We start from the raw sequence: 22,678 nt of genomic DNA on the forward strand, positions 1-22,678 counted from the left end.
CTTGCCTTGGGGCGGCGCCATGATTTTCCACATCCGTCGACTCGTCATCCTCACCGCGCTCTTCGTCATCCCGGGCCAGGCCTTCGCCCAGGAGGACGACACCTCCGGTCAGCCCCTGCTCATCGAAGACACGAGACAGGACACCGCGTCGTGGGGCACGGCGCTCCACTTCGGTCTTCACGGCCACTCCTTCGAAATGGACGAAGGCCCCACGCGGACGCCCGTGTTCATGGTGAACATGGAGCAGCAGTTGCAGCCGGCCTTGACGGTGTTCGGCGGCACGCACCTGGGGCTGGACATCAACGCCGTGGGCCTTCAGCTCGGCAGCCGCATCTACTTCAGCCAGCAGTCCTTCCTGGGTGTCTTCGTGTCGGCGCAGGCGAGCCACACCCTCTTCGACCTGGACGAAAACACGGAGGGGACCCGCACCTCGCTGAGTGGCCTCGTGGGCTACGCCCATCCATTCGGGGACCGGTGGCACTTGTCGGTCAGCGCGGGAGCCCAGACCACGCATACCCGGACGGAGACCACGCGCGAGGTCACCCGCTGCTTCCTGATGATCTGCGAGACCACGGACGTGCTGGAGAAAGTCGAGGAGCAGGAGGCAGTGGAGCCCCTCGTCCAGATGGCGGCCACCTTCCGCTTCTGACCGGGGAGCACTCGCGCGCACCGCGTCGCGACTTCCATTGACTCCTGAGCACGCAGGCCCCTGTGCTCTCCCTTTTCGAAGTTTGAACCGGGAGGGCACCACGTGACACCCAGGTCCTGGGTTCCCCTGTTGCTGATGTTGTCGGTGGGATGCGGCGGCACCACGCGCTCGGTTCGACTGCAACTCGAGCGGCACGAGTCCGTCGTCCTCATCCCACCCAACAGCCACAGTCAGCCGCTGGAAATCGATGGCGACGACTTCGAGGAAGCCCTCGAAGAACTTGCCAGGGCCGCGCGTCCCTCCGCTCGTCCGCAGGAAGCCGCCCAGCGACTTTTCGACGTCAGTGCGCGCAGTGGCTCATACCTGTTCGAACCACGCGGCCATCGCGTCACTCCCCTCGGGCCGGGCGAACACCTGGATGACGAACCATCAACGGCGGAGCAGGAGCTGACCCGCGCCTACCTTCGCTGGTGCGAGCGCACCCACGGAGCAGGTGACTGCCTGAGGCTTCTCGGAGAGCGCGCGACCCTGACGGGGGACAGCCGCTACGCCCTGTCGATGGCCCTGGCCCAAGGCGTGGTGCTCGACGAGATGATGGATGCGTTCCAGGGAATGGCCGACCCCCAGGCCCTGATGACAGCAGCTCTCTGGACGTGGACGACCTACATGATTCTGCTCGCGGTGCCCGAGCCCCTGTCGAAGGGGCTCGCCGCCGTGATGACCGCCACGCTCATCGCCTATGTGGGCATCGACACCTTCTGGAGTCTCATCGAGGGCTTCAAGGCGATGGTGGAGGCGGCTGACCAGGCCACCACGTTTGATGGACTTCGCGAGGCGGGAGAACGCTATGGCAAGGTCCTGGGCCGAAACGCGGCACGCGCGTTCGCCTTGCTGGCTACGGCCGCCATCGGAAACACCGCGGCGGGACTTGCGACCCGGGTACCGAGACTTCCCGGCGTCATGCAGGCGGCGGTCCGGGCAGAGTCCCAGTTGGGCATCCAGTTGATGGCGGTCGGTGGCGTGGAAGCCGTGGCAGTGAGTGCGCAGACAGTCACCATCGCGCTCGCGCCCGGCGCCGTGGCCATGGCGGCCAGCCACCCGAGCGGTAGCGCCACGGCGAGGGCTCGCCCCAGTGGCTACAAATCCTGGGGGTCGTTCAGTGGCTTCAAGAAGGCGATGGGCCCAGCGGGGAACAACCAGGAGTGGCATCACATCGTCGAGCAGACGCCGGACAACGTGCGGCGGTTTGGACCCCATGCACTTCACAACACCGAGAACGTCGTGCCCTTGGACAAGGGGCTGCATACTCGCGTCAGCGCGTTCTTCTCGTCGATTCGCCGCGACATCACGGGCTCGCCATTGACCGTGCGGCAGTGGTTGAAGACGCGGTCACTCGAGTTCCAGCGAGACTTCGGCTTGACGGCCATCGAGAACATCGGGAAAGGGCGCTGGTGATGAACGTGGAGGAACTCGTCGAGCAGTTCGCCGAAAGCGTGGCCGCGCAGACCGAGGCCATCATGCGCGGCGATGCCAGGACCGGAAACAAGCACGCCAGGAAGTACGGTGCAGCCGTCGACAAGCTCCTGGCTCACGGGAATGCCGGTCGGGATGCCCTCTCGGTCCTGCTCGCGCATGAGCGGATGGATGTGCGAGTCATGGCCGCCGCCCATCTGCTCCGCTATCGAACAGCCGAGGCCAAAGCGGTTCTCGAAGAGGCCGCGCGAGGGGAGGGACTGATTCCCTTCGGTGCGCAGCAGGCGTTGAAACGCTGGGAGGAAGGGACCTGGGCGCTGGACCCGGAGCCCTCCTCATGAGCCCTCCCCGCGTCACAGGGTACGCTCAGAGATAGTCGCCGATGAACCCGGGGAGCTGTTCGCCCAGGCGCTGCAGCAGGCCGCGGCGGCGCCACCCATCCCAGTGAATCTCCCGCGAGTGGCGCAGGTCCTTCTCGAACGCGGCGGCGAGCCGTGCCGCCAGCGCCTCGTCCTCCACCACCAGCGAGCACTCGTCCGACGTACTCAGCGCCAGCGGGTCCAGGTTCGTCGAGCCCACCACGGACAGGTCCTCGTCCACGAGCATCGTCTTCGAGTGCATCATCGACAGCTCGTACTCCCAGATGCGAACGCCGCCCTCCAGGAGCCGCGCATACGTCGCGCGCTGCGCCGCGTGCACGGGCGCGATGTCGTGATGACGCCCGGGAACCACCACGCGCACGTCCACGCCCTGCTTCACCTTCTCCAGCAGCATGTCGCTGATGGCCTCGGACGGAATGAAGTACGAGTTGGCGATCCACAGCCGCCGCCGCGCCGCCGCGATGGTGAGCAACGTCATCCGCCGCGCGTCGGAGAGGAACCGGTTCTGCGTGCTCGCGACGAAGCCCGCGCGAGCCCCACCGCGCACGGCGAGCTCCGGAAACGCCTCCACCGGAAGGAAGTCCCCACCCGCCTCCTGCCAGTTCTGGGCGAAGGCCACCTGCATGTCCCGCACGACAGGCCCTTCGACACGCACGCTCATGTCCCGCCAGAACTCCTCCCCCTCCGCATCACCGAGCCAGCTCTTCCAGATGCCAAAGCCCCCGGTGATACCCACCTCGCCATCACGCACCACCAGCTTGCGGTGCATGCGCGTCTTGATGCGCGCCGCATCGAGTGACGGCAGTGCCCCCTGCATCGGCCGGAAGACGCGCACCTCGCAGCCCGCGTTCGACAGCTCCATCCCCACGGGCTCGAAGTTGACGCTGCCCAGCGGGTCCACCAGCACGCGACACGCCACGCCGGGATGCCGCTCGCGAATCGCGCGCACCAACTGCTCCGACGGCTCTCCCGGGCGCCAGATGTAGCTGGCGATGTGGATGCTGGAGCGCGCGGCGCGAATCTCCGCTTCGAGCACGTCGAACACGTGCCCGTTCTCCACCAGCTCCACGCCATGCCCGGGGGCCAGCGGCACACCGAGCGATTGGAAGAACGCGAGCGAGCGCGTCTCTCCCGCTCCAGTGGGCAGAGAGCGCAGCCGGAGGTCATGCCGATGGTTCGGAGCAGGGCACCCGGCGACGAGCAACGCGAAGAGCACGGAGCAGGCCAGCTTCACCGTCCGAAGCTAGTGGCTCCCCGCCCGGTCGGCACCTGCCAACGGACACACCCCGGGCCGTCCAGCCGCCAACACCTCGGGACGAGCACAGTGTGCGACGCAGGGCACTCGGGCCAGGTGCCCGGTGGAGCCAGGTCCCGCGAGTGAGCACCCTCCTCGTCCGCACCCGGCCCGCGAGCCCCATGCCAAGACCGCCTCCGAGAGCACGTTTCCTCCTGAGCACCTGGCTCCTCGCGCTCCTGCTCGGCCCCCCCTCCGCGTCCGCGTCACCAGGCCACTTCGCCGCGGACGCACCGCTGCGGCGAACGGATCCGCGCGATACGAACGCCGAGGGGCCACGCGCGCCGCACGACCCACGAAGCGCCCTCTCCCTCCGCGACGACACCACCTCCGCGGCAAGCCCCGACGGAACGCGCCTGCCCGGCATGAGCGGTGTCCCCGTCCCCTCGGCCCCGGAAGACCTCCCGCTGTCCACGGGCGCATGGGTCGCCCACGGAGGACTGGCCCTGCTGCCACTCGGTGGCGTGTGGGGCGCGACGCGCGTCGGCGGTGACACGCGCCTGGGCGCCACCACGGCGGAGACCGCCGCTGGAATGCTCGCGGGCTACCTGCCCTCACGCCTGCTCTTCCTCCGACCCACCACGCCGGGCGGAGGACGCTGGGCGGACCTGGAAGTCGCCGCATTCGGCGGAGGACTCCTGTTCACCCCACCGCTCGCCGCGCTCGGCACCTGGGGAATGGGCGAGCTCGCCTTCGGACGCAGCCAGGACCAGACCGACGCCTACCTCGGAGCACTCGGCGGCGCGGCCGCGGGCACCCTGCTCGCCGCCGCTGTCGACGGCCTGCTGTCCAAGCTGGCCGAGCCCAGCACCCGCCTCAAGAGCGCACGCGCCCTCATCGGCCTCGCCCTCATCGGCGCGGGTGCGACCCTCGGCTACCAATGGGCCGGCGGTGGGCCTCGCTCCAACCAACACACTCGATAGTTACAAGCGCGCCACACCAACGCTTTGAGCAGCGATGTCTCACCGGCTCGCTGCGTGCGAGTCTTTCCGGCAAAGCCACACGCCCAGAGCTATTCTTGATTTCTTAGTTGTTATCAATTGCGTTCAATACCATGCTTGCCGGGCCGTACAGACACGCAGTCTGGAGACACACCCCCATGTCGGCTCTCAAGAACCTCCGTGTTGCTGCCGCCCTCACCGCGCTCGTCGCGGTCTTTGGTGTGACCACCGGTTTCACGACCGAGGCCCCCAAGTCCGAGTGCGCTCCGTTCTGTTACAAGCACCCCATCACCGGCCAGCTCATCTGCACCGGCCCCTGCCCGTAATTCCCGGGGTCTAGACGTTCAAAGGGGCCCTGTCCGCTGTACGCGGGCGGGGCCCCTTTTCGTGGGACACGGCGGGACTGCAGGTGGCGCATTACTCCGTGCGCATCGCCTCCACGGGGTCCAGCTTCGCGGCGCGAGCGGCCGGATAGATTCCGAACCCCAGCCCCACACCGCTGCTCATCGCCAGGGCCACGCCCACCGCCCAGCCCGGCACCTCGGTGGGCAGGCCGAGCACCCAGCGCGCCAGGTGCGCCAGCCCCACACCCAGGGCCACCCCCAGCACTCCGCCGGTCAGCGACAGCACCACCGCCTCCGTGGCGAACTGCGCGAGGATGCGCCGCTTCTTCGCGCCCAGCGCCTTGCGGATTCCAATCTCCCGGGTCCGCTCCGTCACCGCCACCAACATGATGTTCAGGATGCCAATGCCGCCCACCAGGAGCGACAGCAGGCACACGCCGAAGCTGGCCACGGAAATCACCTGGGAGATGTTGTTGAACATCTCCGTGGAGCTCTCGTTGGAGAACACGAAGAAGTCGTCCGCCTCCAGCGGCTTCAGCCCGTGACGCCGCCGCATCAGCACCGTCACCTCGTCCTGCGCCCGCTTCAGCACCTCCGCCGAGTGCGCCTGCACACTCACCCGGAAGTTGTTCAGGCCGTACAGCGGACGGAACGCCGTCAGCGGCATCATCACCGTGTTGTCCTGGCCGCCACCGCCCAGGAAGCTGCCCTTGCGCTTCGTCGTCCCCACCACCGTGAAGTTGCGGCCCTGCAGGCGGAACGTCTGCCCCAACGGCTCCATCCCCGGCCACAGCGTGTCCGCCAAATCCGGCCCGATGACCGCGACGCGCCGGCCATCCAGGTACTCGGTGTCCGTGAAGGCGCGGCCCGTGGCCACCACCACGGAGTTCGTCTGGAAGTACTCTGGCGTCCCGGACCACACGCCGATGTTGGCGCGCGTCTCGCGCTGCTGCGTGGACAGCTTCTGTCCACCCTTGGAGTCCTCCCCCGCCGCCGTCAGCACCGAGGGCAGCTCGCGGATGGCGTCCAGGTCCTCGAAGGTGAAACGGGGCCGGCGCGACAGCTCCGCCAGGGACAGGTTGCCCGCGCCGAAGGGCAGCCGCTGCACCTGGAAGCAGTTGGCGCCCAGCTCGGACAGGTTCTCGTTCACCTGGTTCCGCAGGCCCTCGATGAGCCCCATCATCGCCACCACCGTGGTGGCGCCGATGACGATGCCCAAGAGCGTCAGGAAGGAGCGCAGCGGGTTGGAGACGAACGTCCCGAACGCCAGCCGCAACGTGTCCAGCAACGCCATCATCGCGGTGTCTCCTCAGTCATGGCGGAGCGCTTCCACGGGGTCCAGGTTCGCCGCGCGCGCCGCGGGCCAGATGCCGAACAGCAGGCCCACCGTGGCGGCGAAGCCCACGCCCGCCACCACCGTCAGCGGCTCCACCGCCGCCGCCAGCGGCGTGATGAACGACACCGTCTTCGCCAGCCCCAGCCCCACCAGCGTCCCCAGGGCGCCGCCCACGGCGGACACGCTGGAGGCCTCCAGCAGGAACTGGATGATGATGGTGCGCTTCTTCGCCCCCAACGCGCGGCGCACGCCAATCTCCCGCGTCCGCTCGCGCACCGACACCAGCATGATGTTCATGATGCCGATGCCACCCACCAGCAGCGTGATGAGCCCCACGCCCGTCGCCGCGCCATACAGCGCACCGGTGAGCTTGGCGTACATGTTGGCGAGCTGCTCGGGCCGGTTGATGGCGAAGTCGTCCTTCACCCCGGGCGGCGTCCCGCGTGCGCGGCGCAGCGCCGCGGTCATATGGTCCACCACGTCGAGCGTGTTTTCGGGCGAGTCCACCGACACCATGATGTTGGGCGAGTTGCGCTTGCCGAAGTGCTCCTGGAAGGTGCGGTACGGAATCAGCACCGTCATGTCCTGATTCTCACCGAGCACGGTGCCCTTGGGCTCCAGCGTGCCCACCACGCGGTAGGGCCTGCCCGCCAGGAGGATGCGGTGGCCCACGGGGTCCAGCCCGGGGAACAGCGTGCGCGTCAGCTCCGCGCCGATGACGACCACCGGCGAGCGCGTGTTCACATCCGCGTCGGTGAGGAAGCGCCCCTTGTCCACGGTGTAGGAGGAGATGATGGAGTAGTCCGCCGTGGTGCCCGCGGCCAGCACGCCCGTCATGCGCCGGTCCAGGAAGCGCACCTCCGCCCTGTCGTAGAAGATGGGCGCCGCCGCCACCACGTGCTCCGAGGACTGGAGGATGGCGGGTATCATGTCCACGGTCAGGTTCTTCCGGTTGCGGTACTCCCACCAGTCACCGCCCATGGCCCAGGGGAACTTGGACACCTGGATGGTGTTGGCGCCGATTTGCGCGAGCTGGTCCGCGAAGGACTGGTTGATGCCCTGGATGATGCCGACGATGGCCAGCAGCGTGCAGACACCCACGCCAATCCCCACCGTCGTCAGCACCGTTCGCAGGCGGTTGGCTCGCAGCGAAAACAGCGCGATGCGCCCGCCCTCCCACACGTCGACCCTGATGCTCACGTGAAACACCCTCTCGCGTCGGCGGTGGCGCCGCACCGGCGGCACGCTCCGGTACCACGCCCTACGCCGGAAGCGGGGCGATGATTGCACGGAGATTTCAGCCCGCCACCTGTCTCCACCCGCGCGCCAGTACAACCACCGCCCGATCCACTTCTTCCGGGGAAGTGTCGGGCCCCAGGGAAAGGCGCACCGCGCCCAGGGCGTCCGCTTCCGGGATTCCCATCGCCCGCAGGACGGGCGAGGCGGACTCCCCCCCATCGTGACACGCCGACCCCGTCGACGCGGCCACCTCCGGCGTCGCCGCCAGCACCGCTCCACCCCGCACCCCAGGGAAGCGCACATGGAGCGTGTTGGGCAGCCGCTCGGCCCCCTGCCCGCTCAAGGTGACGCCCGGCACCGCCTCGCGAAGCCCCGCCCACAACCGCTCCCTCAGGACCCCGAGCGCCGCGCTCCCACCCCGTGCCAGCCGCCTGCCCGCCAGCTCACACGCGACGCCCAGCCCCACCGCGTACGGCACGTTCTGGGTCCCCGGCCGCAACCCGCGCTCCTGGCCTCCGCCGAGCGTCACCGCGCGCAGCGGCGTGCCCTCGCGCACATACAGCGCGCCCACGCCCTTGGGGGCGCGCAGCTTGTGGCCCACCAGCGTGAGCAGGTCCACGCCGAGCGCATTCACATCCACCGGCACCTTCCCCACCGACTGCGCCGCGTCCGTGTGCACGGTGGCGCCGTGACGGTGGGCCCGCGCGGCGACATCCGCCACCGGCTGCAACACGCCCGTTTCGTTATTGGCATGCATCAGTGACACGAGTGCGGTTTCCGCGCCCTCGGCGTCGAGCGCGCGCTCGGCGTCCTCCACGCGCACGCGGCCCTCGGCGTCCACCGGCAGCCACGTCATGCGCCAGCCGCGCCACTCCAGCGCGTCGCAGGGCAGCGTCGTGGCGGGGTGTTCGATGGTGGAGGTGAGCAGGTGGCGCCGCTCAGCTCGGGCCTCGGCGGTGCCCCGGATGGCCAGGTTGTTGGCCTCCGTGCCGCCGGAGGTGAAGAGGATTTCGGAGGGCTTCGCTCCGATGAGCGCGGCCACCTGCGCGCGCGCCAGCTCCAGTGCCTCATGGGCGCGGCGTCCATACGGGTGCGCGCTGGACGGGTTGCCGAAGTGCTCGCGGAGGTACGGCAGCATGGCGTCCACCACCTCCGGGTCCACGGGGGTGGTGGCGTTGTGGTCCAGGTACAGCGGGCGCTCGGGGCTCATGGCCCCGCAGGATTACGGCAGCACCGTGACGGTGTCTCCCTCCAACCGCACCGGGAAGGCCACGGTGTTGGGGTGGACCGTTCCCTCCTCGACGATGTCCCGGGTGTCCACGCTGACCTGGAACGAGTACGTGCCGTCCGCCACGTCGGTGATGTCCACCCACTGGCACGGGGTGTCGAGCGTGTAGATGTCCGACCAGCCCGCGGAGATGCCCATGGGCTCGTGGAAGGTCGAGGCCGCCGCGTCCGAGCAGTAGCTCTGGACGTCCACCAGATAGTAACCCTGCTTGCGCCCCGTCATCACCGCGTTGCCCGCCGAGTCGCGCAGCTCGTACGCGGCGAAGTTGGTGAGGTGGTCATGCCCGTGGCACTCGTCGAAGACGTAAAGGTCCGGGTTCTCCTTGATGGGCGGGAGGACCGCGGCCTTGTTGCCCAGGTTCTGGATGGAGGTGCTGAAGCGCAGGAGCTTGCGGCGACCCGGCGCGAGCACGCACTGCTCCTTCACCTCGCAATCCTCCTCCTCGAAGTTCCTCCACACCACATGCACCGTGCGCTCGAGCACGTCCTGGTCCACGGTGAGGTCCGGCTTGCCGTTCACCTCGTCCACCTGGAGTCCACAGGCCTGGGGCGACGGCAGGTGCGGCGGCGTGGCGGGCGTCGCGGGCACCTGCCCTCCGGCATGGATGGACACCTCTCCCATGGGCACGTCGAGGATGTCCCCGAACTCGGTGGTGGCCACCACCAGGTCATCGAAGCCATCGCCGTTCAGGTCCCCGGGCACCGCGATGGAGTAGCGCCGGTAGGTCCCATAGCCGCTGGGGACCGCGTCCGCGCGCGGCCAGGCCCAGACGGGGTGCATCGACTGGGAGATGCCGTCCTTCGGTGAGAAGAGGTACAGCCGTCCCGAGGAGTGCAGCACGAAGTCGTTGCGCACGCCGTCCCCATCCATGTCTCCCACGGAGGCCAGGCCGGCGAAGCTGCTGACGTAGGGGAACGCGGGGTCGCCCTGGGTGGACCATGCGGGCGTGGGGGAGAAGGTGCCGTCCGGCTGGGAGAGGTGGAACTGGAACGGGCCCGACTCCGAGAACGCGAAGGTCTCCGGATGTCCGTCGCCATTCAGGTCCGGGTGGAGGTTGCCGCGTCCGACCAGGGTCTCGATTCGCCAGGGTTCGGCGGAGATGGGGCCGTCGCACGCGAAGGCGCTCCCGGGCTTGCAGCCCAGGAAGTAGCCCAGGTTGCCACCGCCAAACCCCAGCGACACGTCCTCGGCCCCGTCTTTGTTCAGGTCTCCCACGAACGAGGCCCTCAAGTACCCCGTGCGCGTGCGAGCGAGAGTGAACAGACCGCCCTCTCCTCCCGCCCCTGGCGTGGACAGGTAGAAGCGCTGCGAGGCGCTGTGATTGGCGACGAGGTCGTCGAGCCCGTCGCCATTCAGGTCCACGAACAGGCTGTTCTGGAAGGTGCCATTGCCTGGCACGCGAAAGGACGGCGCGGACAGCATCGCCGCCAGGTCCGCCTGGCCCAGGAAGACGGAGACGCCGTAGCGGCCATACACGAGCAGGTCCGCGTAGGCATCTCCATTCACTTCGCCGGACTCCACGCGGAGCTGTTGTCCGGAGGCGTTCGGGTGCGTGTTCTGCCAGCTCAGCGCGGCGGACACGGCCTGCGTGGAGAAGAACTTCTCCTGCCCCACGAAGATGGACAGGCGCCCCGGGTTGCGTGAGCTGACGAGCAGCTCCTGACAAGCCTGCGAGCTCACCGCCAGATCCTTGCGACCATCTCCATCGAAGTCCGCGAGGGCCACGGAGCTGCCGAAGCACTCGTCGGGGAAGCTTGGGTCCGCCTTCACCTGCCACAGCGGCGTCTCGGAGAGCGTGGGCTTCGGCACAGGAGGCTCCGGCTCCTCGTCCTTGCAACCCACCAGCGACGACAGCAGGCACACGACGACCAGCGACCTCGAGGACACACGCATGAGCGACTCCTCTGTGACCAGGAACAGGGTTGAAGGCAGACGCATCGCGGTCGTTCCTCTCGAGCGCCGGGGAGCAGAGAGGCCCAAGGCTATTCCCGCGGCTCCGCGACTGCTGCCAGATGCTTGTCCCATGACCAGCATCTCTCCACGCGCCAGGCGTCTGTCATCTCGCCAACGCGACCTGTGGGAGCGCTGGCACATCACGCGGACAGCGCCCAAGTTCGCGCGAACCCTTCGCACCGAAGGGCCTTCTCGCGAACATGGCTCCGTCCGCCGCGCCCACGTCTCCGGAGGCAGCGCCCGCCGCGTTCCCCGCGTTCACCCGCGCACAGAAGGTCTTCACGATGCTGGGCGCGCTGCTCGGGCTGCTGCTCGCGGCGCTGGACCAGACGATTGTCGCCACCGCGGGCCCGGCCATCCAGGCGGACCTGGGGATTTCTCCGGCGCTCTACCCGTGGCTCACCACGTCGTACCTCGTCGCCTCGACGATGATGGTGCCCGTGTGGGGGAAGCTGTCGGACCTGCTCGGCCGCCGCGCGGTGCTGGCCGCGGGCATCGTCGTCTTCCTGCTTGGCAGCTTCCTGTGTGGCGTGTCGCGCTCCACGGTGTCGCTCGTCCTGTTCCGCGCGGTGCAGGGGCTGGGCAGCGCGGCGCTGTTCACCGGCGCACTGTCGGTCGTCGCCGACCTCTTCCCGCCCCGCGAGCGCGGCAAGTACCAGGGCCTGTTCGGCGCGATGTTCGGCCTGTCGAGCGTGGTGGGCCCGCTCGCCGGTGGCTTCATCACGGACCGGCTGGGCTGGCACTGGGTGTTCTTCATCAACCTGCCGGTGGGCACGGTGGCGCTCGCGCTCGTGCTGCTGCGCATGCCGAAGCTGCGGCCGGAGGGCGTGTCCCGGGGGAAGCTCGACGTGACAGGCGCGGTGCTGCTCGCGCTGGCGGTGGTGCCGCTGCTGCTCGCGCTCAGCCTGGGACGGGGCTCGGACCAGGTGGCCCATGGGGGCGGCTGGGCGTGGGGCTCCTGGCAGGTGCTGGGGATGTTCGCGCTGGCGGCGGCGGGCACGGCGCTCTTCATCCGCGAGGAGCGACGCGCGCGGGAACCCCTGTTGGACTTGAAGCTGTTCCGGCAGAGGACGTTCGGCCTGGGGAACGCGGCCGTGTTCATCATCGGCGCGGTGTTCCTCTCGGGCGTCGTTTTCCTTCCGCTGTTCATGGTGAACGTGGTGGGGCTGTCGGCGACACACTCGGGGCTGACGCTGACGCCGCTGACGTTGGGCGTGGTGGCGGGCAACGTGCTGAGTGGACAGCTCGTGTCGCGCCTCGGCCGTTACAAGGGGCTGATGCTCGGCTCGCTCGTGTTGCTGATGGTGGGCTTCACGGTGATGGGCTTCACGCTGACGCCGGACTCCACGCAGGCGGAAGTCACGGTGAAGATGGTCCTCGTGGGCGTGGGCCTGGGGCCGTCCATTCCGCTCTACACCCTGGCCATCCAGAACTCCGTGTCACCGCAACGGATTGGCGTGGCCACGTCGGCGGCGACGTTCTTCCGGCAGCTCGGGATGACGCTGGGCGTGGCGCTGATGGGCGCGGTGTTCGCGACGACGCTGTCCCATGAACTGGGGATCCGCGTGGCCAGCGCCACCGAGGGACTCCCACCCCACCTTCGCGAGGAGCTGCTGTCCGAGGTGCCTGGCGCGGGAGGCGAAGGGGGCGCGGCGCGAACGGCCTTCCACGCGGAGGAGGTGAAGCAGCGGGTGCGCGCGGAGCTGGAAGCCGAGCGTCAGCGGGTGAAGGCGTCGGACAGCGCGGTGGCGGGTGTGGATGCCCAGGAAAAGCGCGCGCTGGAGGCCGTGGACCGGACGGACCGGGCGCTGAAGGAGTCCTTCACGCGCGCGGTGAAGGCGGTGTACCGCTGCGCCATCCTCGTCGCGTTGCTCGCCTTCCTGGTGACGCTGCGACTGCCGGAGCAGCCGCTGCAACGCGGGAGGGTGCGGACACCGGCGAAGTGAAGCGCGCTCACGCGAAGGTGCGCGCGGAGGACTCCGATTCGAGCGTGTAGATGTGCACGGGGTGGGGCACGCCCTTGACGGGGTGGTGGCCCAGGTCCTTCACGCCGCCGCGGTAGTGGGCGACGAAGGACTCGGAGAGCAGCACGGGCACGTTGTGCCCCGCGCACAGGCCGGCGATGCGGCTGGCCAGGTTCACCGCGGGGCCAATGACGGTGAAGTCGAGCCGGTCCGAGGCGCCAATGTTCCCGTACATCACATCGCCCACGTGGAGCGACGCGCCGAACTCGTAGGGCGTCAGGCCCTCGCGGCGACGGTTGACGTTGTCGCGCGCGCAGACAGCCACCGCCTGATGGATGGTGCGCGCGGCGGCCTCGCACCGCTCCTCCACCGGCGAGTTCTCGTCGATGCGGTAGATGGCCAGCACCGCGTCGCCCATGAACTTGAGCACCTCCGCGCCGTGAGAGTGGAAGGCGCTGACCATCGTCTCGAACCAGGCGTTGAGCAACTCCAGCAGCGCATCGCGAGGCAGCGCGTCCGACAGCGCGGTGAAGCTGCGCAAGTCACTCAGACAGATGACGGCGGACGTGGTCTCTCCGTCACCACGTCGAATCTGTCCCTGGAGGATGCGTCGGCCGGTGTCGCGGCCCAGGTACGTGTCGAGCAGCACGCCCGTCATGTCCCTGCGAGCGATGACCTCCAGCACCAGTTCGAGCAGCGGATGCAGCGCCTGGAGCATGACACGGTGTGCGTCGGTGAAGCCTCCGGGCGCGGACGTGGACCAGGAGACCGCGTGGCGAGAGCCGTCGCTGAAGCAGACGGGCAGCGCGAGGTACTCGGTGAGGCCCTCCGCGCGCAGCTCGGCGAACATGGGGAAGTCGTCCTCGCCCAGAGGCGTCTCCAGCCGACGGTCGATGATGGGCAGACCTTCTTGCAGGGCCTTGAAGGGGCTGCGCGAGAAGGCGGGCAGGTGCTGGAGGCCGTGGGGGTGGACCTCCGTGGTGCCGTGTTGACCGGGGCGCCAGCGGAAGCTCTTCGCGTGGAGGAGGGGGTGCAGCGTGAAGAGGACGATGGACACCCGGGACAGCGGCACGCCGAGCGCGAACAGGCGCTCACACAGGCCTTCCAGCAGCGGGGCGGGACTGGCCAGCCGCCTCGCCTCCGAGGTGAGCCAGTCCATCAGTTCCCCGGCAGGGGTATCGCGGCGAGGCCGCGAGTCTCCAGCAGTCACAGTCACGAAGCTCTCACCACTTCCCCGGCGGGGCCGTGCCGGGAGAAGCGTCACGGAACCATGACGTCACCAGGGCGTCAACGACGTGCCAGGGGAGCGGGCAGCCAGGTGCCCGTCCTCGCCCGATCCCGGACTCAGGGAGGAAGGGGCCTCGATTCGAGCCACACGTCGAAGGCGGTCGTCGCGAAGAGATGACCTTCCGCGAGGTGCTCCAGGTACTTCGCGTCCGTCACCTCGACGGCCAGGTCGAAGCGGTGCATGCGCGCCCAGGCGGCCTCCAGGAACAGCCACCGCCCCTGGTCCTGGAGGGGGGAGATTTCCTCGAAGGTCTCCCGGAGCTTCTCCTCGCCGACGTCGTTGTACCGCTCCAGGACGGAGGTGCGCTCCACGAAGCGGGGCGTATGCCGGGCGTGCCACTTCGCCTCGAAGACGTTGGCGTTGCCCGCGTCCTTGTGGAGCGACGAGGGCGCGTTGGCGGCCTTCTCCGCCAACGCGAGGTGCGCGTCAGCCACGGCGGGCGGCGCGCTCCTCACGAGATAGCGGGTGTCGCCCGCGCGCTCCTTCGCATCGAGGAGCAGCATCAGCGCGAAGGACCGGGTGTTGGCGTAGTCCGTCAGACCTCCCGCGAACCCCGTCAGACACTGGAACGTGACCTTCCGCTCCTCGACCTTCCCCACTCGAACGTAGAACGCCTCGGACATGAGCCCCTTCCGGGATGAGTCAGCAGGGGCGGCATCCTAGGTCATGATTGCCACCTGGATACAAAAGCAAGTGGCACAGCATTCGAGAGAACCCGCGCGAACGAGCCTCAGGGTCAGAGCTCCGCGAACAGGTCGACGACGGCCTGGGCCAGCAAGGCGCGCTCCTCGTCCTCATGGCTGGCGGCATACGTGAGGACATCCTGGACACCCTTCGAGTGAGCATTCCAGAAGAGCGTCAGCAACCTGTCGCGAAGTGCTCGCCCGTCCTCTCCAGCAGCCTGGAGCGAAGCACGGACAGCCTCGGTCCCCACCAGCTTGACGTATACGAACATGTCGAAGCAGTCCTTGGTCTTCTCGGGGCGCTGCTCACGCTTGGCGCGCTCCTTCATCGAGAGAAAACCAGCGGCATCCGGCAACAGAATCGCCAAGGACTTGCCACCCACTCTGAGCGACACACGCTGACTCCGACGAAGCGCGACCCGTGAGTCCGGCAGCGGTGTCATTCGCGTAGGGAGTTCCGAGACCTCGACGTCGTCAGGCGCGAAGAGGTCCAGGTCCATGTCCTGTCCACTCGGCATGACCTTCGACCAACGGAAATCCCGGACCCTCTTGAAGCCCCTCTGATGGAGGACCTCGGGGAGGCGCTCCGCCATGAACTCTGACCCATCCATGTCGAACAGCAGGTCGGGCTCGAACGAAAATCCTCGATCAACCCCGACCCCCGTATCCGTTTCGACGAAGATGACCCCTGTACCACCCCGCAGACGAGACTCCAGCGCGAGCACCTGCCCACCAATGAGCATCACGCGGTACGCGAGGTCACCCAGGTCGAGCAGCAGTTCACCCAACTCCCCCAGGATTTCGTCGAACCGCTCTTCATCCGTCACGACATTCCCTCCGAGACAGGCAGCGCTCGCGCGTAGCGCATGATCAACTCCTCCGCCTGCTCACTGCCCCTTCCACCGCTGTGCTTGAAGTCCACGGTCAACTGGGGCAGCGAGACGCCCAGGCCATATGGAAGTTGCCGCTGGGCGAAGTAAATGCCCCCCACTTCCGTCTCCGCGGCGGGGTCCGCGCGATGAATCCAGAAGTTGTGCGGCGTCATCCGGCGCAAGCCAAAGGCGGTGACGGCGGCGTCCAACGAACCCGCGAGATAGAGCCCATGCGGCACGCCCGAGACGAAGCGCTCCTCGGGTAACAAGGCGCTGGCCAGGGTGAAGACGGCGCGAATCCCCCGGGACGCCAATTCGGAGAATCCCTGGCGGAGCGCGTCTGGCATCGTCGAGGGCGCGTTGAAACCCTCCTTCGAGGTCGCTGTTGGCCGGCCGCTGTCCACCCATGCCTTCAACAGCCCCACCGGCTCGCGCAGCCGGATGCCAACACCTCGCCCCCCTTCGACATAGCCGTACTGGATGAGCTTCTTGATGACGCCATGCGCGTAGGCGTAGCTCGTCTGCGTCTGCTCGGAGAGCGCGCGGACCGTCCAGTTGCTCGCAGGGGACTGGAGCAAGACGCGCACGATGCGGCTTCCCTTCCCATGGAACACGGGCTCCCGAGGAGCACGGCTCGAGGAGCCACGCCCTTGCACACGAATGAAGGTGCTGCCCGAACGAAGGAAGAACGTTCCGCGCGAGTCGACCAGCGCGACCTCGGCTTCCTCGCAGGCCGTAATCACACGGGAAGACGCGGAGTCGGTCACCAACATCGGCATGCGGAAGGCGGGCAGCCTGTGCGTCCCCGACTCCCTACGCCGGAGTTGCTCACGCAAGTCCCCCAGCTTCTCTCGCTGCGCCAGCACATCCACCGGGAACAAGGGCGCCCGGTAGCTCAACAACACGGGCACCCTCGCCTCTGGGAGCCGGACCTCCGCGAGGTCGTAGGTGGACTCCCCTCCAGGCCCCGTTCGAGGAACAACCAGGGCTTCTTGGCGCAAGAGTTCCACGCCATGGGGGAGTGATGGCGGATTTTCCCAGAATTCTTCCCTGAAATGAGGTCGCTCAGGCTTCATTTAATTTTGTCGATATTGGCCGATTTACAGTAAGGCCGCCAGCAGACTGAGTGTAATCTGCAGACTATCGACAAAATTGAGTGATTCGCTATGCACTCAATTGCAGGGCCCCCCCTGCTCAGTGCCCCGCGCTGGCCTTCTGGGGCGCGGCCACGGGCGCAGAGCCGGGCGGCGCGGCGGGCGCCTCCGGGCGGACGAGCGTGTCCGGGGACTCGGCCAGGGCGTACGTCACCCACGCGGTGGCGGCGGTGCTGCGCGCCAGGTCCTGTGGGTCCACCTTGTCCAGCGTGTCCGCATGCGTGTGGTGCACGTCGAAGTAGCGGCTCGAATCCACCTCCACGCCGAAGAACGGCACCCTCGCCGGCAAGAGCGGGCTGATGTCCGCGCCCCCCGCCTCACGCGCGGAGAAGTTGGCCGCGCCCAGCGCCACCAGCGGCGACAACCAGGGCTTGAGCAGCTCCTGCCCACCCGCGCCCGCGCGCAGGCTCACGCCCACCGGACGCCCACCGCCCGCGTCCATCTCCATGGCCGCCACGTGCCGGGACAGCTCCGCCGCGTGCGCCTCCGCGTACGCGCGCCCACCGCGCAGCCCGTTCTCCTCGTTCATGTAGAGCACCACCCGCACCGTGCGCCGAGGCGCCTGCGGCAGCTTCGCGATGAGCCGCGCGGCCTCCATCACCATCACCACCCCCGCGCCATCGTCATGCGCCCCCGTGCCCACGTCCCACGAGTCCAGGTGCGCGCTGATGAGCACGATTTCCTGCGGCTTCTCCCGGCCCCGAATCTCCGCGACGACGTTGTGCGAGTCCGCGTCCGGCAGCTCCGAGCACCCCAGCACCAGCTTCACGCGCACCGCTCCCTTCTCGAGCTGGCGGTGCAGCAGATCCGCGTCCTCCGTCGTGATGGACGCCGCGGGGATGCGCGGGCCTTCGTCCTCGAAGCGCGTGGACCCCGTGTGCGGCGTGCGCAGGGACGCCGTCGCCAGCGAGCGCACCAGCGCTCCGGCCGCGCCCGCCTTCGCCGCCAGCGCGGGGCCTCGGCCACGCAGCCCGGCGAAGCGGCCGTAGTCCGCGGCCACCGACATCGAGTGGTTGAAGAAGACAATCTTCCCCTTCACCCCGTCGCCCAGCGCGGCGAGCGCCTCCAGCGACGTCACCTCCACCACCTCCGCCGTGAGCCCCTCCGGCGCGGTGGGAGGACTGCCACCCAGCGCGAGCAGGAACAGCGGATGGCCACGCGTGCGCTCGGACGCGAGCACCTCGCCGCGCTCCTCCCCTCGCACCCAGCGCGGCACCTTCACCGGCTCCGTCCACGCCTTCACGCCGTCCGCCTTGAAGCTCCGCAGCGCCCACTGCACCGCGGCCGCCGCGCCCTCGGAGCCCGACAGGCGCGGTCCAATCCCATCCGTCAGCTCCGCGAGCCGCGCATAGGAATGACCTTCCGTCAGCGCGGGCCCCACCAGCTTCTCCGCGACGGCCAGGGGCGGCGTGAAAGCCTTCGCCGTCTGGGCGGGCTTCGTGGGCGCGGACTTCGTGGCAACCGGCGCGGCCCCCGAGACGAGTTGCAGCGCGAGGGATGAAGACAGGATGAACGTGGAGACGGGCAAGAGGACCTCCGAAAGAGGCGCCCACTCTCCGCCCGGCCCTGGGGGCTCGCAAGCGAGATGCGCTCCACGCGGGGTGCGAGCGAGGCGTGCCTGCCTGGTGATTTCGAGGAGCTTGCCGGGAATCCCAGGGGCCACCGCGCGCCGAGAGGGGGAACGCGGCGCGCGGGGCTCAACTGGGACTTCATACGGCGATATCGCTTTTGGGGGAGGCGATTACCGCCGCTGCGTCTCACTCTTTGGGAGGAAACGTGGCGGGCATGTTGAAGATCATTCTCAACGACGTCAAGCCCGGTACCTCACTCAGCGTACAAGCGGACATAATTTCCCGGGTGAAGGTTCACTTTTACAGCACCGCTGACAAAAAGCGGGTATGGAAGTGTGTTCTGGGCTGGCGGGGGAGATCAAAGCCTGCCATCCGGACGCGCGCCTCCGCCCCACGACGTCTGCCCAAACCTCCACCCTTCCCTGACGTGGTGGATATGGGTTGCCGTCCTGGAAGACAGACGTGGTGCGCACTGAAGCCCTGCGCACCCAGCCTGCGGTGGATTCGCACCCCCCTTGGCAACCTGAACAGCGCTTCGACAATGCGACAGGAATTGGCACGCGCCGTCACCGCTCGGCTCCGTGGTTGCCCAGCACCCGGGCACACGTCCGCGCGCTCGGCCCAACGAATTACGGACATGCATTTTTTCCTGAAATGGTGTCTATGTCCGTGAAGACTCGTTTATCCCCGTCATGCACCAAGCGACGTACGGCCCCCTCCCCCCAGGGCCGTGGCGTCTCGCGCCCCTGGGCGTTGAAGGAACGCAATGTTGATGGAGCAGTGGGCTCACCGCTTCTTCGAGCTCTCCACCGAGTTGTTCGTGGTGCTGGGCGCGCAGGGTCGGATTCTGGAAGCCAATCCGGCCTGGAACGTGACGGTGGGTTGGTCTCCCACGGAGCTGCGACTCGAAGGCTCCCGGGGCTTCATCCACCCGGAGGACCTCTCGGCGGTGGAGGCGCGGCTGGAGTCGCTGGCGCGGACCACGGGCACCATGCGCTTCTCCTGTCGGTGGCGGTGTCGGGACGGAACGTGGGCGTGGCTCGTGTGGAGCGCGGCCTGCTCCGCGGCGGGTGGGCCGCTGTACTGCACGGTGAGAAGGCTGGAGTCGCCTCCCGCGCTCGACAAGGAGCGCGGCGCCGTCGCGGAGGCGAATGGCCCGGTGCCGCCGTGGGCGATGAGCGACAGCCTGCCGTTGGGTCTGTACGTGGTGGAGGTCCGCTCCGGCACCGTCCTCTACGCCAACCACCGCTTCTGCCAGCTGTGGGGCATCGAGTCGCTGGAAGGCGCGATGCGCAAGGGCCAGGTCTCCCACGAGGACGTGCTGGGCCACTGCCTGCGCGCGGGTGAGGCCGCGGCCTTCCTGCGCCTCAACCCCACCACCGCGGAGTCGGACGCCCCGCCACCGCTGCACGGGGACGAGGCGGTGCTCGCCAACGGGCGGATGCTGCGTCGGCTCTCCACGCCCATGGGCGCCAGCGGCGACGAGTCGCGCTACCGGTTGTTCGCCTTCGAGGACGTCACCGAGCGCAAGCGCACGGAGGAGGCGTTGCACCGCTCCGAGCAGAGCTTCCGCAAGCTCATCGAGACGGCGCCCGAGGCCATCTTCGTCCACCGGGACCAGCGCTTCATCTACGTCAACCCGACGCTGCTGCGCGCGCTGAGGTACGACCACGCCAGCGAGCTGATGGGCCGGCCCATCTGGACCATCGTCCACCCGGATGACCTGGACGTGGTGCGCCAGCGCGTGCACGCCGTGGTGGCCCGGGGCGAGCTGGCCCCGCTGCGCGAGATTCGGTACATGCGCCGCGACGGCACCTGGTTCGACGCGGAGAGCGCGGGCCTGCCCGTCGACTTCGACGGCGTGGGCGCGGTGGTCGTCATGGCGCGCGACATCACCGAGCGCAAGCGCATGCAGGCCCAGCTCCTCCAGTCGGACCGCATGGTGCTCGCCGGCACGCTGGCGGCGGGCGTGGGGCACGAAATCAACAACCCGCTCACCTACGTCATGGCCAATCTGGAGTCGGCCATGGAGTCCATGGTGCGGCTGGGTGGGGAGCTGGGGCGGATGCTGCCGGATGGGGCGCTCGCGCCGGGCTGGTCCGTGTCCCTGAAGGACACCGGGGAGCTGCTCAAGGAGGCGCTCGAGGGCGCCACGCGCGTGCGCAACATCGTCCGGGACTTGAAGTACATCTCCCGCCAGGAGGAGGAGCGGCGGGAGCTGCTGGACGTGAGGGAGTCGCTGGAGTTCTCCCTCAAGCTGGCGTCCAGCGAGCTGAAGCCCCGAGCCCAAATCGTCAAGCGCTACGAGGACGTGCCGCTCGTCCACGCGGATGCGTCCCGGCTGGGGCAGGTCTTCCTCAACCTCGTCGTGAACGCGGCGCAGGCCATCCCCGAGGGAGACCCGGCGAACCAGCAGGTGACGCTCTGGGTTCGCCCCGGTGTGAATGGCGGCGTGGCGGTGGACGTGAGCGACACCGGCTCCGGCATGCCACCCAGCGTGCTCGCGCGCATCTTCGACCCGTTCTTCACGACGAAGGCGGTGGGCTCGGGCACGGGGCTGGGGCTGTCCATCTGCCACGGCATCATCCAGGGGCTGGGCGGTGAAATCACCGTGCGCAGCGAGCCGGGGCGGGGAACCACGTTCACGGTGCAGCTGCCACCCGCGCCCGCGGACGCGACGCCTCGCGAGGTGCCTTCCGTGGCCGCGCCGTCCTCGGAGCGCAGCGGCCGGCTGCTGGTGATTGACGACGAGCCCGCGGTGGGCCGCTCACTGGCGCGCATCATCGGAAAGCGGCACCAGGTGACGGTGGTGGGAAGTGGCGAGGAGGCGCTGACGAAGCTGACCTCTGGCGGCCCGTTCGACGCCATCTTCTGTGACCTGATGATGCCGGGCATCACCGGCATGGATGTCTACGAGCGGGTGCGGGAGCGGGAGCCCGGGCTGAGCCTGCGCTTCATCTTCATCACCGGTGGCTCGTACACCACCCGGGCGCGCCAGTTCCTGGAGCGCATTCCGAACCCGCGCATCGAGAAGCCCTTCGATGCGCAGATGATTCAACAAATCGTCGGAGAAGTGCTGGCGGTCGACGCCTGACGTCGCCGGGCTTGCCACGAATGAGTGAGACTTCACCGCGCCGGATTTCCCGGTGCGCATCCGAAGGGAGTTCCTGGTGATTGGCGGCGGTTTCGTCATCGATGCGGTTACGCATGCGTACAACCTGCACCCGTCCAACTGGCGCGCGGGGAAGTACGCCGAGTCCCTGGCACAGCTCATCTTCGGACTGCACAGCGGGTTGTCCAACGACTCGCACCGCGTCCCGCAGGCCGACCAGTTCATGAAGGACTGGTCCGTGGACGAGCTGGCGCACATCCTCTTCGTGGAGAGCGACATCGACCTGGCGGTGCACCACGTGCTGCCGCTCCAGACGCTCTACACGGATGGGCTGTGCTCGTACGAGAAGACGGTGGACATCAAGCGGCGCTTCCCGGACCGCTTCCTCGTCTACGCGGGCGTGGACCCGCTGCGGGGCACGGCGGCGCTGGAGGACCTGGAGCGGCAGGCGGAGGAGCTCAAGCCCACGGGCCTGAAGCTCTATCCGGCGGCGTGGCTGGGAGACTCGTTCAAGCACACCGGCTGGCGGATGGATGACCCGAGCATCGCGTTCCCCCTGTTCGAGCGGGCGCGCAAGCTGGGCATCAAGAACATCGCGGTGCACAAGGGCCTGCCGATGGGGGCGGTGCCGCTGGAGCCGTACAAGGTCGACGACATCGGCGGCGCGGCGGATGCGTTCCCGGACCTGAACTTCGAAATCGTCCACGGCGGCATGGCGTTCCTGGACGAGACGGGCATGCAGCTGTCGCTGTTCCCCAACGTGTACGTCAACCTGGAGGTGACGGGCGCGTTGCTGGTGAAGCGGGAGCGCTGGTTCGCGGAGTCGCTGGCCGCGCTGCTCAAGTGGGCGGGCCCGTCGAAAATCATGTGGGGCTCCGGGACGGTGTTCAGCCACCCGCAGCCGGCGCTGCACAAGTTCTGGCACGACTTCCAACTGCCCGAGGAGCTGGTGCAGATGGCGGGCATGCAGGTGACGCCGGAGGTGAAGCGGATGATTCTCTGCGACAACTACGCGCGCTACGCCGGGGTGGACATCGAGGCGGTGAAGAAGCGCATCGAGAACGATGAGTTCTCGCGCAAGCGCGCCAGGGGCGACATCAAGCCCTACAGCTACCAGCAGGAGGCGCGGCCGTGACG

Annotated in this window: 18 protein-coding genes; 8 read left to right on the forward strand and 10 right to left on the reverse strand. The window is 68.3% G+C overall.

Annotated features, from left to right (window positions below):
* The first annotated feature begins 19 nt into the window (after window positions 1–19).
* The 3 genes from HUA75_RS29035 (at window position 20) to HUA75_RS29045 (ending at window position 2,463) form a co-directional block, all read left to right on the forward strand.
* A complete protein-coding gene (locus tag HUA75_RS29035) occupies window positions 20–649 on the forward strand; it encodes a DUF3575 domain-containing protein (protein ID WP_174488211.1) in 630 nt (209 codons plus the stop codon).
* Between the two features lie 102 nt (window positions 650–751).
* A complete protein-coding gene (locus HUA75_RS29040; protein ID WP_246137283.1) occupies window positions 752–2,104 on the forward strand; it encodes a hypothetical protein in 1,353 nt (450 codons plus the stop codon).
* A complete protein-coding gene (locus HUA75_RS29045; RefSeq protein ID WP_174488347.1) occupies window positions 2,104–2,463 on the forward strand; it encodes a DUF2019 domain-containing protein in 360 nt (119 codons plus the stop codon). Before HUA75_RS29040 ends, HUA75_RS29045 begins: the two co-directional genes overlap by 1 nt.
* Before the next feature lie 25 nt (window positions 2,464–2,488).
* Here HUA75_RS29045 and HUA75_RS29050 read toward each other — a convergent pair whose 3' ends face one another.
* Entirely contained in the window at window positions 2,489–3,736 is a 1,248-nt protein-coding gene (locus HUA75_RS29050; RefSeq protein WP_141643965.1) for a phosphatidylserine/phosphatidylglycerophosphate/cardiolipin synthase family protein, read from the reverse strand.
* 425 nt (window positions 3,737–4,161) lie between these two features.
* Between HUA75_RS29050 and HUA75_RS29055 the strand changes: the two genes are divergently transcribed.
* Complete coding sequence (locus HUA75_RS29055) at window positions 4,162–4,719, forward strand: hypothetical protein (RefSeq protein ID WP_254627805.1); 558 nt, start codon at window positions 4,162–4,164, stop codon at window positions 4,717–4,719.
* Window positions 4,720–4,895: 176 nt separating this feature from the next.
* Window positions 4,896–5,063, forward strand: coding sequence for a hypothetical protein (locus HUA75_RS29060; RefSeq protein WP_174456011.1), 168 nt, complete (start codon window positions 4,896–4,898; stop codon window positions 5,061–5,063).
* Between the two features lie 91 nt (window positions 5,064–5,154).
* Here HUA75_RS29060 and HUA75_RS29065 read toward each other — a convergent pair whose 3' ends face one another.
* The 4 genes from HUA75_RS29065 to HUA75_RS29080 form a co-directional block, all read right to left on the reverse strand.
* The gene (locus HUA75_RS29065; RefSeq protein WP_141643964.1) at window positions 5,155–6,378 is read right to left on the reverse strand and encodes an ABC transporter permease; all 1,224 of its coding nucleotides are present in this window, start codon (window positions 6,376–6,378) and stop codon (window positions 5,155–5,157) included.
* A 12-nt stretch (window positions 6,379–6,390) separates the two neighbouring features.
* Window positions 6,391–7,617 carry an ABC transporter permease gene (locus HUA75_RS29070; protein ID WP_174488212.1) on the reverse strand — a complete coding sequence of 409 codons (1,227 nt, stop codon included), beginning with the start codon at window positions 7,615–7,617 and terminating at the stop codon, window positions 6,391–6,393.
* 97 nt (window positions 7,618–7,714) lie between these two features.
* Complete coding sequence (locus HUA75_RS29075) at window positions 7,715–8,866, reverse strand: cysteine desulfurase family protein (protein WP_174488213.1); 1,152 nt, start codon at window positions 8,864–8,866, stop codon at window positions 7,715–7,717.
* 12 nt (window positions 8,867–8,878) lie between these two features.
* Complete coding sequence (locus tag HUA75_RS29080) at window positions 8,879–10,837, reverse strand: lysyl oxidase family protein (protein WP_174488214.1); 1,959 nt, start codon at window positions 10,835–10,837, stop codon at window positions 8,879–8,881.
* A 260-nt stretch (window positions 10,838–11,097) separates the two neighbouring features.
* On the opposite strand from HUA75_RS29080, the gene HUA75_RS29085 reads away from it, so the two are divergent.
* Window positions 11,098–12,843, forward strand: a complete 1,746-nt coding sequence (locus HUA75_RS29085) for a DHA2 family efflux MFS transporter permease subunit (protein ID WP_174488215.1) — start codon at window positions 11,098–11,100, stop codon at window positions 12,841–12,843.
* A 7-nt stretch (window positions 12,844–12,850) separates the two neighbouring features.
* Here HUA75_RS29085 and HUA75_RS29090 read toward each other — a convergent pair whose 3' ends face one another.
* The 5 genes from HUA75_RS29090 to HUA75_RS29110 form a co-directional block, all read right to left on the reverse strand.
* Window positions 12,851–14,020: an adenylate/guanylate cyclase domain-containing protein gene (locus HUA75_RS29090; protein WP_174488216.1), complete on the reverse strand. Its 1,170-nt coding sequence runs from the start codon at window positions 14,018–14,020 to the stop codon at window positions 12,851–12,853.
* Window positions 14,021–14,205: 185 nt separating this feature from the next.
* The gene (locus HUA75_RS29095) at window positions 14,206–14,772 is read right to left on the reverse strand and encodes a hypothetical protein (protein WP_174488217.1); all 567 of its coding nucleotides are present in this window, start codon (window positions 14,770–14,772) and stop codon (window positions 14,206–14,208) included.
* A 113-nt stretch (window positions 14,773–14,885) separates the two neighbouring features.
* Complete coding sequence (locus HUA75_RS29100) at window positions 14,886–15,659, reverse strand: hypothetical protein (protein ID WP_174488218.1); 774 nt, start codon at window positions 15,657–15,659, stop codon at window positions 14,886–14,888.
* Window positions 15,656–16,714 (reverse strand): hypothetical protein, encoded by a 1,059-nt coding sequence (locus tag HUA75_RS29105; protein ID WP_371746216.1) that lies wholly within the window; start codon window positions 16,712–16,714, stop codon window positions 15,656–15,658. Before HUA75_RS29105 ends, HUA75_RS29100 begins: the two co-directional genes overlap by 4 nt.
* A gap of 184 nt (window positions 16,715–16,898) precedes the next feature.
* Window positions 16,899–18,386: a M20/M25/M40 family metallo-hydrolase gene (locus tag HUA75_RS29110; protein WP_174488220.1), complete on the reverse strand. Its 1,488-nt coding sequence runs from the start codon at window positions 18,384–18,386 to the stop codon at window positions 16,899–16,901.
* Window positions 18,387–19,201: 815 nt separating this feature from the next.
* On the opposite strand from HUA75_RS29110, the gene HUA75_RS29115 reads away from it, so the two are divergent.
* Window positions 19,202–21,523 (forward strand): PAS domain S-box protein, encoded by a 2,322-nt coding sequence (locus HUA75_RS29115; RefSeq protein ID WP_254623920.1) that lies wholly within the window; start codon window positions 19,202–19,204, stop codon window positions 21,521–21,523.
* Window positions 21,524–21,575: 52 nt separating this feature from the next.
* On the forward strand, window positions 21,576–22,676 hold the full coding sequence (locus HUA75_RS29120) for an amidohydrolase family protein (RefSeq protein WP_246137280.1): 1,101 nt from the start codon (window positions 21,576–21,578) through the stop codon (window positions 22,674–22,676).
* Window positions 22,677–22,678 lie beyond the last annotated feature (2 nt).

Source organism: Myxococcus sp. CA040A (genome assembly GCF_013336725.1).
Classification (GTDB): domain Bacteria; phylum Myxococcota; class Myxococcia; order Myxococcales; family Myxococcaceae; genus Myxococcus; species Myxococcus llanfairpwllgwyngyllgogerychwyrndrobwllllantysiliogogogochensis.

Coding starts and splice junctions, on each gene's coding strand:
- HUA75_RS29035 (WP_174488211.1), top strand. CDS start 20: ATGATTTTCCACATCCGTCGACTCGTCATCCTCACCGCGCTCTTCGTC.
- HUA75_RS29045 (WP_174488347.1), top strand. CDS start 2,104: ATGAACGTGGAGGAACTCGTCGAGCAGTTCGCCGAAAGCGTGGCCGCG.
- HUA75_RS29055 (WP_254627805.1), top strand. CDS start 4,162: ATGAGCGGTGTCCCCGTCCCCTCGGCCCCGGAAGACCTCCCGCTGTCC.
- HUA75_RS29060 (WP_174456011.1), top strand. CDS start 4,896: ATGTCGGCTCTCAAGAACCTCCGTGTTGCTGCCGCCCTCACCGCGCTC.
- HUA75_RS29065 (WP_141643964.1), bottom strand. CDS start 6,378: ATGATGGCGTTGCTGGACACGTTGCGGCTGGCGTTCGGGACGTTCGTC.
- HUA75_RS29075 (WP_174488213.1), bottom strand. CDS start 8,866: ATGAGCCCCGAGCGCCCGCTGTACCTGGACCACAACGCCACCACCCCC.
- HUA75_RS29080 (WP_174488214.1), bottom strand. CDS start 10,837: ATGCGTGTGTCCTCGAGGTCGCTGGTCGTCGTGTGCCTGCTGTCGTCG.
- HUA75_RS29085 (WP_174488215.1), top strand. CDS start 11,098: ATGGCTCCGTCCGCCGCGCCCACGTCTCCGGAGGCAGCGCCCGCCGCG.
- HUA75_RS29090 (WP_174488216.1), bottom strand. CDS start 14,020: ATGGACTGGCTCACCTCGGAGGCGAGGCGGCTGGCCAGTCCCGCCCCG.
- HUA75_RS29095 (WP_174488217.1), bottom strand. CDS start 14,772: ATGTCCGAGGCGTTCTACGTTCGAGTGGGGAAGGTCGAGGAGCGGAAG.
- HUA75_RS29115 (WP_254623920.1), top strand. CDS start 19,202: ATGGAGCAGTGGGCTCACCGCTTCTTCGAGCTCTCCACCGAGTTGTTC.